The 15,095-nt window shown below is 32.4% G+C and carries 16 protein-coding genes; all 16 read left to right on the top strand.

The genetic code is table 11. The features are described 5' to 3' along the window. The first annotated feature begins 10 nt into the window (after nucleotides 1-10). The gene (gene uvrC / locus B8965_RS03455; protein WP_242941919.1) at nucleotides 11-1,870 is read left to right on the top strand and encodes an excinuclease ABC subunit UvrC; all 1,860 of its coding nucleotides are present in this window, start codon (nucleotides 11-13) and stop codon (nucleotides 1,868-1,870) included. A gap of 13 nt (nucleotides 1,871-1,883) precedes the next feature. Next, entirely contained in the window at nucleotides 1,884-2,225 is a 342-nt protein-coding gene (locus B8965_RS03450; protein ID WP_084052468.1) for a phage holin family protein, read from the top strand. A 71-nt stretch (nucleotides 2,226-2,296) separates the two neighbouring features. After that, the gene (locus B8965_RS03445; RefSeq protein ID WP_084052467.1) at nucleotides 2,297-3,091 is read left to right on the top strand and encodes a Cof-type HAD-IIB family hydrolase; all 795 of its coding nucleotides are present in this window, start codon (nucleotides 2,297-2,299) and stop codon (nucleotides 3,089-3,091) included. Nucleotides 3,092-3,198: 107 nt separating this feature from the next. After that, the gene (locus B8965_RS03440) at nucleotides 3,199-3,378 is read left to right on the top strand and encodes an aspartyl-phosphate phosphatase Spo0E family protein (RefSeq protein WP_084052466.1); all 180 of its coding nucleotides are present in this window, start codon (nucleotides 3,199-3,201) and stop codon (nucleotides 3,376-3,378) included. A gap of 90 nt (nucleotides 3,379-3,468) precedes the next feature. Continuing rightward, nucleotides 3,469-4,218, top strand: coding sequence for a PHP domain-containing protein (locus tag B8965_RS03435; RefSeq protein WP_084052465.1), 750 nt, complete (start codon nucleotides 3,469-3,471; stop codon nucleotides 4,216-4,218). A gap of 13 nt (nucleotides 4,219-4,231) precedes the next feature. Then, nucleotides 4,232-5,125 (top strand): RNase adapter RapZ, encoded by an 894-nt coding sequence (gene rapZ, locus B8965_RS03430; RefSeq protein ID WP_084052464.1) that lies wholly within the window; start codon nucleotides 4,232-4,234, stop codon nucleotides 5,123-5,125. Then, nucleotides 5,112-6,128 (top strand): gluconeogenesis factor YvcK family protein, encoded by a 1,017-nt coding sequence (locus B8965_RS03425; RefSeq protein WP_084052463.1) that lies wholly within the window; start codon nucleotides 5,112-5,114, stop codon nucleotides 6,126-6,128. The genes rapZ and B8965_RS03425 overlap by 14 nt, the downstream gene beginning before the upstream one ends. A gap of 43 nt (nucleotides 6,129-6,171) precedes the next feature. Continuing rightward, nucleotides 6,172-7,113: a DNA-binding protein WhiA gene (gene whiA, locus B8965_RS03420; RefSeq protein ID WP_084052462.1), complete on the top strand. Its 942-nt coding sequence runs from the start codon at nucleotides 6,172-6,174 to the stop codon at nucleotides 7,111-7,113. 64 nt (nucleotides 7,114-7,177) lie between these two features. After that, entirely contained in the window at nucleotides 7,178-7,336 is a 159-nt protein-coding gene (locus tag B8965_RS03415) for a DUF362 domain-containing protein (protein WP_084052461.1), read from the top strand. A gap of 195 nt (nucleotides 7,337-7,531) precedes the next feature. Next, complete coding sequence (locus B8965_RS03410; protein ID WP_084052460.1) at nucleotides 7,532-8,560, top strand: sugar-binding transcriptional regulator; 1,029 nt, start codon at nucleotides 7,532-7,534, stop codon at nucleotides 8,558-8,560. Between the two features lie 38 nt (nucleotides 8,561-8,598). Continuing rightward, nucleotides 8,599-9,606: a type I glyceraldehyde-3-phosphate dehydrogenase gene (gene gap, locus B8965_RS03405; RefSeq protein ID WP_084052459.1), complete on the top strand. Its 1,008-nt coding sequence runs from the start codon at nucleotides 8,599-8,601 to the stop codon at nucleotides 9,604-9,606. A gap of 283 nt (nucleotides 9,607-9,889) precedes the next feature. Further along, nucleotides 9,890-11,071: a phosphoglycerate kinase gene (locus B8965_RS03400; protein WP_084052458.1), complete on the top strand. Its 1,182-nt coding sequence runs from the start codon at nucleotides 9,890-9,892 to the stop codon at nucleotides 11,069-11,071. A 21-nt stretch (nucleotides 11,072-11,092) separates the two neighbouring features. Continuing rightward, the gene (tpiA, locus tag B8965_RS03395) at nucleotides 11,093-11,848 is read left to right on the top strand and encodes a triose-phosphate isomerase (protein WP_084052457.1); all 756 of its coding nucleotides are present in this window, start codon (nucleotides 11,093-11,095) and stop codon (nucleotides 11,846-11,848) included. Between the two features lie 5 nt (nucleotides 11,849-11,853). Then, the gene (gene gpmI, locus B8965_RS03390) at nucleotides 11,854-13,398 is read left to right on the top strand and encodes a 2,3-bisphosphoglycerate-independent phosphoglycerate mutase (RefSeq protein WP_084052456.1); all 1,545 of its coding nucleotides are present in this window, start codon (nucleotides 11,854-11,856) and stop codon (nucleotides 13,396-13,398) included. A 28-nt stretch (nucleotides 13,399-13,426) separates the two neighbouring features. Continuing rightward, entirely contained in the window at nucleotides 13,427-14,710 is a 1,284-nt protein-coding gene (eno, locus tag B8965_RS03385; RefSeq protein WP_084052455.1) for a phosphopyruvate hydratase, read from the top strand. A gap of 128 nt (nucleotides 14,711-14,838) precedes the next feature. After that, nucleotides 14,839-15,063: a preprotein translocase subunit SecG gene (gene secG, locus B8965_RS03380; RefSeq protein WP_084052454.1), complete on the top strand. Its 225-nt coding sequence runs from the start codon at nucleotides 14,839-14,841 to the stop codon at nucleotides 15,061-15,063. The last annotated feature ends 32 nt before the right edge of the window (nucleotides 15,064-15,095 follow it).

Genomic DNA, 15,095 nt, shown 5'->3' with positions numbered 1-15,095 from the left:
GTTGATAATCATGTTAGAGGAAAAGATAAAAGGTTTGCCAGATAAGCCTGGGGTATATTTAATGAAAAACAACGAAGATAAAATTATCTATGTAGGCAAGGCTATATCTTTAAAAAATAGAGTTAAATCTTATTTTGTCGGTAAAAAACATGATTCAGCAAAAACAAGAGCACTTGTAAAAAACATTGAAGACTTAGAATATATTTTAACGGATTCGGAATTAGAAGCTTTAATTCTCGAATGTAATTTAATTAAAAAACATCGTCCTAAATACAATATAAGTTTAAAAGATGACAAAAATTACCCCTATGTAAAGATAACAAATGAAGACTTTCCCAGAATACTTATTACACGCAATAAGGTAAAGGATGGTAATAAGTATTTTGGACCTTATACTAGTACAACATCTTTAAAAACGACTCTGGAAGTAATCAGAAGTATATTTCCGTATCGCTCCTGTAATCAAAAGATTTTTAGAAACACTAGACCGTGTTTAAATGCTCATATAAAAAAGTGCCTAGCCCCTTGTGTAGGAAGAATTTCTAAAGAAGATTATCAGCAAATTATTAAAGGAGTTATTTTATTCTTAGAAGGAAAACAAGATACTTTATTAACTAAATTACATGATGAAATGGAACAAAAGTCAGAAAATCTAGAATTTGAACAAGCGGCAATTATCAGAGATCAAATTAAAAGTATCGAAACAATCGTAGAAAAACAAAAGATCATTACTAACGGACAAGAAAATCAAGATGTGATTGCGATGGCGCGAGGTTTTAATACGGTATGTGTGCAAATTTTTATTATTCGTAGCGGTAAATTAATTGGTCGAGAAAACTTTTTCTTAAGTGGAACAGATGAAAGCAGCAGGGGAGAAGTTATTGCTTCATTTATCAAGCAGTATTATAATGAACAAGATTTTATTCCGAAGGAAATTATAATCGAAGAGGAAATTCCCGAAAAAGAAGTTATTGGACAGTGGTTAAGCGAAAAAAGAGGGGCAAGGGTATATGTGAAAATGCCTCATAAAGGAGAACGTAAGGATTTATTAGAATTAGTAGGTAAAAATGCCCTAGAAGTATTAAAGCTAGAAGAAGAAAGACTATTACAAAAAAAATCTACAACTGAAGAAGCTATTATGGAACTGCAAAAACAATTAAACCTTCCCGAGCTTCCTCTACGTATTGAATGTTTTGATATTTCAAATACCCAAGGAACAGAAAGCGTTGCCTCTATGGTAGTCTTTACTGAAGGTAGACCAGATAAAAGTCAGTATCGTAAATTCAAGATAAAAACTGTAGAAGGACCTAATGATTTTGCGAGTATTTATGAAGTTATAGATAGAAGATTTAGTAATGTCCAAAAAGAAAAAAAGCAAATTACTGATAAAAGGTTTTCTAACCTACCTGATTTAGTTATTATTGATGGGGGTAAAGGACAATTAAGTGAAGCAAGAAAAGCAATGAAAAAACATGGTTTTGATTATATTCCTACCTATGGTTTAGCAGAAAAAGAAGAATTATTATTTACCGAAAATCAAAAAGAACCAACTTTTTTACCTAGAAACTCGCAAGGACTATATTTATTGCAAAGATTACGAGATGAAGCTCATCGCTTTGCTATAACGTATCATCGAAGTTTAAGAGGTAAAAGAAATTTAGCCTCAATTTTAGATGATATTCCAGGAGTCGGAGAAAAAAGAAAGATAAGCTTATTAAAGCATTTTGGCTCATTTAAAAAAATACAACAAGCAAATTTAGAGGAGCTATCAGAGGTAGAAGGAATAAACTATACTGTAGCAGAAAGTATTTATAATTATTTATCTACCCATCAAGATCTTTTGTTACGCATGAAAAAATCGAAGGAATAAGGAGGGTATTAAAATGAAAGGTTGGATTTTACGATGGCTACTAAGTGGACTATCGCTAATTTTGACAGCAGCTGTAGTTAGCGGAATAGAAGTTAAAACATTTTTTGCAGCACTTTTTGCAGCTTTAGTATTAGGCATGGTTAATGCCATCATTAGACCTATTATCTTAGTACTAACATTACCAATCAATATTTTTTCTTTAGGTTTGTTTACTTTAATAATCAATGGCTTTATGTTAAAGATAACCAGTGGCGTAGTTAATGGCTTTGAGGTTAATGGATTTTGGGCTGCAACCTTTGGAGCGATTCTTTTATCAATCATTAGTGGAATTTTAAATGCAATTGTAAAAGATTAATTAACAATAAAGGGAATTTATGCTATAATGTTGCATTGTGGATTCAATTAGGAATATCCTAGGAGGTAAATATGGATTATAAATTAGTGGCAATAGATTTAGATGATACTTTACTGAATGAGGATAGGGTTATTTCACAAAGGTCTAAAAATATAATAAAAGAAAGTATTTTAAAGGGAGTCTTAGTTACATTTGCGACAGGAAGAATGTTTAAATCGGCACTACCCTATGCACTTGAAATTGGGCTTACAATTCCTTTAATTACGTACCAGGGCGCATTAGTTAAGTATGCTGATGGTAGAGAAATATCACATTTACCTTTATCCTTAGATTTAGCTAAAGATGTCGTTAATTTTATTAGACCTAAGGGAATTCATATGAATTTATATTATAGTGATGATTTATATGTATTTGAAGTTAATAAGTGGGCAGAACATTATGCAAAAATGACCCAGGTACCTATAAATATTTTAAATTCACTTGAAGAAAAACCTATTGCACCTACTAAAATTGTGCTTATGGGAGATAGTAATGAGCTAGAAGGATTAAATGAAGGATTAAAGGCTGAATTTGGGGGACACACCAATTTAACCAGATCAAAACCTCATTTATTAGAAATATCCCATCCGGAAGCTACAAAAGGGATGGCTTTAAAAAGATTAGCAGAAAGTATGAATATTAAGAGGGAACAGGTAATTGCTATAGGGGATGAATTAAACGATTTAGATATGATTGAATATGCGGGCTGTGGGGTAGCTATTGGAAATGCTTGTGATGAATTAAAACAGGTAGCAGATATAATAACATTATCTAATGAGGACGACGGAGTTGCCGCAATACTAGAAAAACTAATATTGCCTTTGTAGCACAGAAAATAAATTTTATATTTATGGATAAAAACCCTAATCATTGCAGGAAATGTAAAATCGATGTCGAATAATGCAATACAAAGGTAATTAATGGAGGCAACAATATGTCTGAAATAAGAGAATTGCGTAGAAAAATTCAAGAAAAAAGATATGAGCTTCATAACGCAGTAGACAGTAATTTTGACCGTTTATTGGCCGAGGAAACCTATGAATTAAGCGTTGAGCTAGATCGCTTAATTGTAAAGGTAATGCAAAAAGAACTTAGGCAAAAAACCTATAATTAATCCCACTAATATATTAGTGGGAATTTTTTTTAAGAAAGAATACTTTAGAGCTATTTGTCGAAAGATAATAGAAAAGCCAAAGAGGTATTTATGAATTTTATAGGAGATTATCATACGCATTCAACATATAGTGATGGGGAAAGCACAATTGAAGAAATTGCTTTTATGGCAGAACAAAAAGGATTAAAAGAAGTAGCTATCACAGACCACGGACCAGCAAATATTGGAGCTGGTGTAAAAAATAGCGAAACTTATTTACAAATAAAAGAGCATATAAAAGGAATCGCCCCTAAATTTCCAGAGTTAAATATTTTACTAGGGGCAGAGAGTAATCTGATTGGATTAAAAGGTGAAATAGATATTGACCCTAAGGTTATCAAAGAATTAGATTTTCTATTAGTAGGATTACATCCATATGTTAAACCGATAGATTTAGAAAGTGCCTGGAAATATGTGATTGGAAATAGGTGGGCTAAATTTAATAAAGGACAAAGAGAAAAAATCAAGAATAATAATACAAAATCTTTAAATGAGGCAATTACAAAAAATGATTGTTTGGCTGTAACTCATCCGGGTTTAAAGATGCCTATTGATTTAAAAGAGCTAGGAAAGAGATGTGTGAAAACTAATACTGCTTTTGAAATAAATACAGGTCATACCTTTCCTTGTCTAGAAGATGTATTAGAAGTAGCAAAAACCGGGGTAGAATTTATTGTTAATAGTGATGCTCATTTTCCAAAGACTGTAGGAGAATTTGGCTATGGTGCAGAAATTTTAAAAAAGGCAAATATACCAAATGAGCAGGTATTGAATTATAGAACTGATAATTATGAACTTTAAGGGGGCTGTAAGTATGGAAAAGGTTAAAATTTTAATTATTACAGGTTTATCAGGGGCAGGAAAAAGCCAAGCAGTTCAAAGCTTAGAAGATTTAGGATTTTTTTGTATAGATAATTTACCCCCTACATTAATTCCCAAGTTCATAGATTTATGTTTTCAGTCAGAAGGAAAGATTGATAGGGTTGCTGTAGTGATAGATATTAGAGGAGGAACATTCTTTAATCAAGTTTATGCTGAACTAGATAAGCTAAATAAATTAGATATTAACTATGAGATTGTTTTTTTAGAGGCCACAGACGAAGAGTTAGTTAAAAGGTTTAAAGAAACTAGGAGAAGACATCCTTTATCACCTGAAGGAGATATTTATGAAGGTATCAAGGTAGAAAGAGAACTCCTCCAAGAATTAAGAGGGAAGGCAAATATTATCATAGATACCTCTGACCTTAAGCCTCTACAATTAAAGGAAGAAATAAGGAGGGTTTGGGGATATAAGGATAAAAATAAGTCTTTATATATTACAGTAATGTCCTTTGGCTATAAATATGGAATTCCTTTAGATACAGATCTTTTAATGGATGTAAGATTTTTACCTAATCCTTATTATTTAAAAGAACTAAGGCCTTTAACTGGTAAGGATCAGCAAGTCGCTGAATATGTATTTAAATCTGAAATTAGTAATGATTTTATAACTAAATATTATGAGTTGCTTAGTTTTTTAGTCCCGCATTATGTACAAGAAGGTAAGGCTCATTTAATGATTGCTATTGGTTGTACTGGAGGTCAACATAGATCAGTAGCTATAGCTCGTAAATTAGGAGAATTACTACAACAAGAGGATTATGAAGTAAGTGTGAAACACAGAGATATTGAAAAAAGAGGAGCGCAATCTAAAGATGGTTACTATTAAAAAGAACAATATTTCCCAAGAAATAATATCTAAAAGAAATCCGAAAATAGTTGTATTAGGTGGGGGCACAGGATTATCAAATCTTTTAAGAGGATTAAAAAAGCTTTCCTTTGATATTACAGCAATAGTGTCCATGGCTGATGATGGTGGTAGTTCAGGAAGACTTAGAAATCAGCTGGGCATGCTGCCCCCAGGGGATATTAGAAGTTGTATGGTTGCATTAGCTGAAAAAGAAGCTTTAATGGAAGAATTATTTACATATCGTTTTAATGAGGGTGATGAATTAAAAGGACATAGTTTAGGAAACTTAATGATAGCTGCCTTAGCAGATATTTATGGTAGTTTTGAAATAGCAGTTAGACAATTAAGTAGGGTTTTAGCTCTAGAAGGGAAGGTAGTACCTTCAACCTTAGAGAACGTTTCATTGAGAGCACATCTTAATGACGGAACTATTATCGATGGTGAAAGTAATATACCTAAAGCACAAAGTCCGATTAAAAGGATAGAAATAAAACCTAAAAATCCGACACCTTTTCAAGAAGCCTTAGATTCTTTAAATGAAGCCGACGTAATTGTATTAGGACCTGGTAGTTTATATACGAGTATTATTCCTAATTTATTAATTGCAGATATGGCAAAAACCATCAAAAATAGTAGGGCTATTAAAATGCATGTTTGCAATGTAATGACCCAGCAAGGAGAAACGACTGGGTATAATGTTAGTCAACATATACGAGCAATTGAGGAACATAGTTACCCAGGCATTGTAGATTATGTTTTAGTTAATAATCAAATAATTCAGGATAAAAATCTATTACTTAAATATAAGTCAGAAGGATCTGAACCTGTAAAGGTTGATTATGATGAAATAGCTAAAATGAAAGTAAAGGTAGTAGCTAAGCCTTTAATTGATGAATCATTTTTAGTAAGGCATAATCCTTGGAGTTTAGGAATGGCAATTATGGAACTATTTATGCAACATGATAAGGTGAAATTTAAGTAAAATATTCTGTTCCGGAAAAGATCACAGATAAGGAATGAGTAAAATGTCTTTTTCTGCAAAAACGAAAAATGAATTAGCACGTATTATTGATGAAGATAATTGTTGTAATTTAGCTGAATTAGCTGGGCTCGTGAGAATGATAGGGACGATAATAATAAATAAAAATAATTGTGTGGGTCTTGAACTAACTACAGAAAGTGCAGCAATAGCTAGAAAAATTCTAAAGCTTGCGAAAATGATATTTACTGTAGAAACTGAGGTAAGAGTGTTACGGAAAAACCGCTTAAAGAAAAACAATATTTATTTAGTTAAAATACCGCCTCATCATGAGGTAGCAAAAATTTTAGATTCATTAGGAGTGACAAAACAAGGAATTTTAGTTAATCCTAAGGTATGTGGTAATATAACTAAAAATCAGTGTTGCCAAAGGAGTTATTTAAGAGGGACATTTTTAGGAGCAGGTTCAGTAAGTTCACCAGAAAATGCTTATCATTTAGAAATTGTTTGTACTGATGTAATTTATGCTAATTCTTTGGTGGAACTATTAGCTGCTTTTGATTTAAAAGCTAAAATAAGTAAAAGGAAAAAATTTAATATTGTTTATTTAAAAGAAAGTGAGCAAATTGTCACTTTCTTAAATGTAGTAGGTGCCCACGTTGCCTTATTAGATTTTGAAAATATTAGGATTCAAAAAGGATTGCGAAATAGAGTCAATAGATTAGTTAATTGTGAAACAGCAAATTTAAATAAAACAATCGATGCTTCAATGAGGCAAGTAGAAAATATTGAATTTATCCAAAGAAAAATTGGATTAGATAAACTTCCGAATCCTTTAAGACAGGTAGCAGAATTAAGAATGCTCCAACCAGATATAAGCCTTAAAGAGTTAGGAGAATTACTAGAACCCCCTATTGGAAAATCAGGTATAAATCATCGGATGCGTAAGCTAGAAGAAATATCTGAAAAATTAAGAAATACTTATTAAAGGTATGCAGGGATTTTAATATCCTTAGCGAATAAAATAGAAAAATCTGAAAGGAGGAATAAATATGAAAATTACGCAAAACTGTGTTGCTTGTGGCGCTTGTCTACCTGAATGCCCGGTAGATGCGATTAGTGAAGGCGATATCTATGTAATTGATCAAGACTTATGCACCGAATGTGGTAGTTGTGCAGAAACTTGTCCAACAGGAGCAATAATCAGTTAGTTACAATTCAAACACAAAAAAATCTTCCCAAAGGGGGGATTTTTTTATATAAAAAAGAATTTTAAATAAATAATTAACATTTAAGAAATTTCCACATACTATATAAAGACTTTTGACCTGATTACAAAGTAAAAGAAAATATCATAGCTTTACTGGGACAATATACGTCATCAGTGGGACAAAAGGAGAATTAAGATGTCTGAAAAAGCACTTTATCTAAGTAAGTTAGCACCAGAAATGATTGAAATAGTACAAAGAAGATATGATTGTTTACGTACTATTAGTTATCTAGAGCCAATAGGAAGGAGGGTTTTATCTGAAAGGTTAAAAATTGGCGAACGAATAATTAGAAATGATGTTGAGACACTACGACAACAAGAATTAATAAATGCCGATGCTAAAGGGATGACAATTACTTCTTTAGGAGAGCGAGTGCTAAAAGAATTAGATTCTTTGGTTCGTGGAATCAAAGGATTAGATAATCTTGAAAAAGCTCTAAGCACATACCTAAATATTAAAAATGTCATTATTATAACTGGAGATATCGACAGTGATCCATTTGCAAAAGAAGAATTAGGAAGAGTAGCAGCTTTAAATTTGGATAAAATAATAGAAACAGTTAAAACTATAGCAGTAACAGGTGGTAATACTTTAGCTGAATTTGCCAATCATATCGTTTCAGAAAATATCCAAGATTTATTAATTTTACCTGCTAGAGGCGGATTAGGAGAAAAGGTAGAGATACAGGCAAATACGATAGCTGCAAAAATAGCTGATAAGTTAAATGCAAGTTATAGATTACTACATGTACCCGATCATATGAGTAAATCATCTATAGAGCAATTAGTTAATGATCCATATATTGCTCCTATAATTAATTTAATCAAGCAAACAGAAATTTTAATTCATGGAATAGGAAACCCTTTAGAAATGGCTGAAAGAAGAAAATTAAGTTTAGAAGAAGTAGACAATATTACTCAGTATGATGTCCAGGGAGAGGCCTTTGGTTATTTTTTCAATAAAAAAGGAGATATAGTATATTCAAGCCCTAGCATAGGTCTAAATATAAACGATTTAGGAAAAATTAAAAATGTAATAGCTATTGCAGGTGGAAAAAGTAAAGCATTAGCGATTAAAGCAGTTACAAAGGCAGGATTTATTGATTGTTTAATCACTGATGAAGGAGCGGCTAGAAGCATCTTGGAAATCTTCGAAACAAAGTAAGGTATCCTCAGGAAAGCTAAATTCAAGGAGGTATGAATATGAAAGTAAAAGTAGGTATAAATGGTTTTGGAAGAATAGGACGTAATGTTTATAGGGCAGCATTTGATAATGAAAATATTGAAATTGTAGCCGTGAATGATTTAACTGATGCTAAAACTTTGGCTCATTTACTTAAATTTGATTCAGTTCATGGAAGATTTCCTAGCAAGGTAGAAGTTAAGGAAGATGCGATAATTGTTGATGGCAAAGAAGTTAAGGTTTTAGCAGAAAAAGATCCAGCTAATTTGCCTTGGAAGGAACTAGGGGTAGATATTGTAGTTGAATCAACAGGAAGATTTACCTCTAAAGAACAGTCTAGTAAACATATTGAAGCAGGAGCAAAAAAGGTTATCATTTCTGCACCAGCTAAAAATGAAGATATTACAATTGTTATGGGAGTTAACCAGGAAAAATATGATCCTCAAAGCCATCATATAATTTCTAATGCTTCTTGTACAACTAACTGTTTAGCAACGTTTGTAAAGGTAATCCATGATAATTTTAAAATTAAAAGAGGTTTAATGACTACCGTACATTCATATACTAATGACCAAAACATTCTTGATTTACCTCATCGTGATTTAAGAAGAGCAAGAGCAGCTGGAATGTCCATAATTCCTACAACAACTGGAGCTGCAAGGGCTGTTGCCTTGGTTTTGCCAGAGTTAAAGGGAAAATTAAATGGTTTTGCGATGAGAGTACCTACACCAAATGTTTCAGTGGTTGACTTAGTAGCAGAATTAGAAGAAAATGTTACTGTTGAAGAATTAAATATGGCTTTGAAGAATGCAAGCGAAAATGAATTGCAAGGGTTTTTAGGTTACTCAGATGAGCCTTTAGTATCTAGAGACTACAATGGTGATAGTCACTCTTCGATAGTAGATGCCTTATCAACCCATGTAATAGAGGATAATTTAGTTAAAGTAGTTGCTTGGTATGATAATGAGTGGGGTTATTCTTGTCGTGTAGTTGATTTAATACAATATATAGGAAATAAGTTAGATTGAATTTTAGCCATCGGTTCAACCGATGGCTAAAATTTATTTATATAAAACCTTACTATTATTTTAAAAAAGAGCAGACTTTTTTAAAAAAGAGGAATTCAGTAAAATTAAACGAATAGAATTATGTTTGTAAGAAATGAAGGGTATAATAGGAATATTAAAGATTTATTATTATAAAATTATTATTTGAAAGAATAAAAAAGCAACTATAATATATATATAACAATAGTTGCTCCTACACTGATAAAAAATCGGATGGGGTTAGTAAATAAACAGGAGGCAAGTAATGGATAAAAAGACGGTTAAGGATATTGAGGTAAAAGGAAAAAAGGTTTTAGTGAGGGTAGATTTTAATGTTCCACGAGATAAAGGAAAGATCACTGATGATACTCGAATTAAGGCAGCTCTGCCAACAATAAATTATTTGCATGAACAAGGTGCGAAAGTTATTCTAGTGACCCACTTAGGTAGGCCTAAGGGAAATGTGATGGATGAATTTCGTTTAGATGAAGTAGCTAATAGACTAGGGGAACTTATTGGTAAAAAGGTTATCAAAACTCCGGAAACAGTAGGGGAAGAAACCAAGAATGTTATCGATAACATGGAAGATGGAGATGTTATCCTATTAGAAAACGTAAGATTTAATCCAGGTGAAACAAAAAATGATTCGGAGTTCACAAAAGAATTAGCAAGCTTAGCAGAAATCTACGTTAATGATGCATTTGGAACAGCTCATCGTGCTCATTCTTCTACTACTGGTGTAGCGGAATATCTTCCGGCAGTAGCGGGATTTTTATTAGAAAAAGAATTGAGGGAATTAAGTAGAGCTATTGATAATCCTCCAAAACCATATGTAGCAATTATTGGCGGAGCTAAGATATCAGATAAAATAGGAGTAATTGAAAACTTAGTTAATAAAGTGGACGCTTTAATTATTGGGGGAGGAATGGCAAATACTTTTCTTAAGGCCAAAAATTATAAAATAGGAAAATCTTTATTAGAAGAAAGTAAAGTACAATTGGCTACGGAATTAATCCAAAAGGCCAAAGAAAAAGGCGTGAAGCTTTTAACTCCGATAGATGCAGTAGTAGCTAATTCAATTGAAGATAGAAGTGAAATACTAAATGTTTCCATTGACAGTATACCAAGTGATAAAATGGTGCTGGACATTGGACAGGATACAATAGATTTATATACAAAGTCTTTAGAAGGTGCAAAACTTGTTTTTTGGAATGGACCAATGGGTGTATTTGAAGTAGAAGAATTCAGTAAAGGTACTAAAGCTATTGCACAAAAGGTGGCTAGTTTAGATGCAATTTCAATAATTGGTGGAGGAGATTCAGTTGCCGCTGTAAAGCAAGCAGGTTTAGATGGTAACATAACTCATATCTCTACTGGTGGTGGAGCATCTTTAGAATTCTTAGAAGGAAAAGAACTACCAGGTGTAAAAATATTAAATGATAAATAGATAATTTAGGGGGATAATATTGTGCGTAAACCAGTAATTGCAGCAAATTGGAAAATGTACAAAACAACAAATGAGGCAAAGAATTTTGTTAAACAATTCAAACCTTTAGTCGAAAAAAATACTGAAGTTGAAATAGTTTTATGTGTACCATATACTTCATTAGAATCACTTAGTGAAGAACTTAAAAATGAGCAAATAGGACTTGGTGCTCAAAATATGTATCCTATTAACCAAGGAGCATTTACTGGTGAAATTTCTGCTGAAATGCTTTTAAATCTTGGTATTAAATATGTTATTATAGGTCATTCAGAAAGACGTCAAATATTTAACGAAACTGATGAGTTTATTAAACAAAAGCTAGAAAAGGCATTAGTAGTAGGATTAACTCCTATTCTTTGTATAGGTGAAACATTAGAAGAAAGAGAATCAGGAGCTACTCTAACAAAATGCAAAACTCAAATAGAATCAGCTATCCAAGGTGTTCCCAAAGAAAATTTACCTAAAATTATTATTGCATATGAACCTATTTGGGCTATAGGAACAGGAAAAACAGCATCTCCAGAAGATGCAGAAGAAACAATTAAAGGAATTAGAAGTATTATTGCAGAAATATTTGATATAGAAGCGGCGCAAAAGGTAAGGATTCAATATGGTGGAAGTGTTAATCCTGAAAATATTAAAGATTTAATGTCTAAAGATAACATTGATGGAGCTTTAGTTGGTGGTGCTAGTCTAGAAGCCACTAGTTTTGCTCAAATCGTTAATTATAAGGGGTAAGTTTAATGAGACCATTAGCATTAATTGTGTTAGATGGCTGGGGGTTATCTGAGTGCGATGACCCTAATAGTAATGCCATAAGTAGAGCGAAAAAACCCAATTTTGATAGTATTTGGAATAAATATCCCCATGCTAATTTGAAAGCATCTGGTGAGAATGTCGGATTGCCTGATGGTCAAATGGGTAACTCAGAAGTTGGACATTTAAATATTGGTGCTGGAAGAGTAGTATATCAAGAATTAACGAGAATTAATAAGGCAGTACGAGAAAAGACATTAGCCTCTAACCCTGTTTTAAAAGAGGCTCTAGAAAAATGCAAAAATGAAAATAAACCTTTACATTTACTAGGGCTATTATCTGATGGAGGAGTACATAGTCATATCCAGCATTTATTTGCATTGCTTGACATAGCAAGTGAAATGGGGATAAATGATATATTTATTCATGCTTTTTTAGATGGAAGAGATGTTTCTCCTACTAGTTCTATTACATATATCGAACAATTAGAAGATAAATTACAGGAATTAGGTAGGGGTAAAATAGCAACCATTATGGGTAGATACTATGCTATGGATAGAGACAATCGTTGGGATAGAGTAGAGCTTGCTTATAAGGCTATGGTTTTAGGTGAAGGAGATAAAGCGCCTCTAGCTAAGTCTGCTATTGAACAATCTTATGATAAAAAGATAATAGATGAATTTATTAAACCTACTGTCATAGTAGATCAAAAAGGTGAATCCATAGCACAGATTAAACAAGATGATGTTGTTGTATTTTATAACTTTAGAGCAGATAGGGCACGTGAAATATCTAGAGTTTTTGTTGATAAAGATTTTACATATTTTAAGCGAAGTGAAAGTTGTACAAATATACATTATGTCTGCATGACTCAATATGATAAGGATATCAAAGCACCAGTAATCTTCTCGCCTCAAAATTTAAAAAACACTTTAGGTGAAGTATTAAGCGCCGAAGGTATAAAACAATTAAGAATAGCAGAAACTGAAAAGTATGCCCATGTTACCTTTTTCTTTAATGGTGGTGTAGAAGACCCCAATCCTGGTGAAGAAAGAGTCTTAATTCCTTCTCCAAAGGTTGCAACTTATAATTTACAGCCAGAAATGAGCGCGGAATTAGTAACACAGAAATTAATTGAAGAAATAAATACAGAAAAATATGGATTTATTTTGCTTAATTTTGCAAATCCTGATATGGTTGGACATACAGGGGATATTGAGGCAACTGTAAAAGCAATAGAAACAGTAGATAATTGTTTAGGAAAAGTCTTAACAGCGATGGAAAAGGTTAAAGGAAAAATATTAATAACTGCAGATCATGGAAACGCTGAATCTATGTTTGACCCAGAAACAGGGAAACCGATCACAGCTCATACCTGTAATTTAGTGCCTTTTATCTTAGTTGCTGAAGAGTTAAAAAGTATTAAATTAAAGGAAACTGGATCATTGCAGGATATAGCACCTACAGTATTAAATTTATTAAATATTGAAAAGCCAGCAGAAATGACAGGAAATAGTCTTGTAAATAATTAATTTATAGATATAAAAGGAGGATTTTAATATGTGTGTAATAGTTGATGTATTTGCTAGAGAAATTTTGGATTCTCGTGGTAATCCTACAGTTGAAGTAGATGTATATTTAGAAGATGGAAGTTTTGGTAGAGCAGCTGTGCCTTCAGGGGCATCAACTGGAGCTTTTGAAGCCGTAGAATTAAGAGATAGTGAAGATAGGTTTATGGGAAAAGGAGTATTAAATGCTGTTGATAATGTTAATACAGTAATTGCTCCAGAATTAATTGGTATGTCAGCGTTTGAACAAGTTGAAATTGACCAATTAATGATAAACTTAGATGGCACAGATAACAAAGGAAAATTAGGAGCTAATGCGATTTTAGGTGTATCCATGGCTGTAGCAAAAGCAGCATCAGATTCTTTAGGAATGCCTTTATATCGTTATATCGGTGGAGCAAATAGCAAGAGCCTTCCTGTCCCTATGATGAATATCTTAAATGGTGGAGAGCATGCTGATAATAATGTAGATATCCAAGAATTCATGGTGATGCCAGTAGGTGCTAGTAGCTTTAGAGAAGCGGTTAGAATGGGAACGGAAATATTCCATAACTTAAAAAAGGTTTTAAAATCAAGAGGATATAATACAGCTGTAGGAGATGAAGGTGGATTTGCACCTAATTTATCATCGAATGAAGAAGCTTTAGACGTTATAGTAGAGGCGATTCATAAGGCTGGCTATAACCCAGGAGAAGATATTTTCTTAGCTTTAGACGTTGCAGCAACTGAGCTTTATCAAGATGGTATTTATAACTTTAAAGGTCAAGGTTTAGCTCGTACTTCAGAAGAAATGATAGATTTCTACGAAGAATTAGTAGCTAAATATCCTATTTTATCTATCGAAGATGGTCTTTCAGAAGAAGACTGGCATGGTTGGAAAATGCTAACTGAAAGAATAGGAGACAAAATTCAATTAGTTGGAGATGACCTTTTCGTAACTAATACTGAAAGATTAGCTAAAGGAATAGAAACTAAAACTGCTAATAGTATTTTAGTAAAAGTAAATCAAATAGGTACATTAACAGAAACCTTAGATGCAATTGAAATGGCTAAAACTGCAGGGTATACGGCAATCATTTCTCATCGTTCTGGAGAAACAGAAGATGTTACTATTGCGGATATTGCAGTGGCTACAAATGCAGGACAAATTAAAACGGGGGCTCCTTCTAGGACTGATAGAGTAGCAAAATATAATCAGTTATTAAGATTAGAAGAAGAACTAGATGAATCAGCAGTTTACAAAGGCAAGAAAAACTTTTATAATCTAAAAGGATAAAGATTTAAAGGTCTAGGATTAATCCTAGACCTTTAAAATATAAAAGGCTGATTTCTAGCTTTGAAAGTTGTTTCAAAAGGCTAAATTTGATAGAATAAATTTGGTAAGGCAATAGGGGAGGTGGAAAAATGCATACGTTTCTTTTGATTTTACAGATATTATCATCAATCGGAGTAATTGCTACTGTATTATTACAATCAGGAAAATCAGCGGGTCTTTCTGGTGCAATTTCAGGTGGAGCAGAAACATTCATGGGTAAGAAAAAAGGACTTGATGGTTTATTAAGTAAATTATCTACAATTTTTGCGATATCTTTTATGGTTTTCACATTAATAATCACACTTCTTCAGTAATTATTTTTTTCTAAAAAATAAAATATAAGAGT

Source organism: Desulfonispora thiosulfatigenes DSM 11270, from assembly GCF_900176035.1.
Lineage (GTDB): Bacteria > Bacillota > Peptococcia > Peptococcales > Desulfonisporaceae > Desulfonispora > Desulfonispora thiosulfatigenes.
The sequence above is the reverse complement of the archived record's forward strand: the minus strand, read 5'-3'. Positions and strand labels throughout refer to the sequence as shown.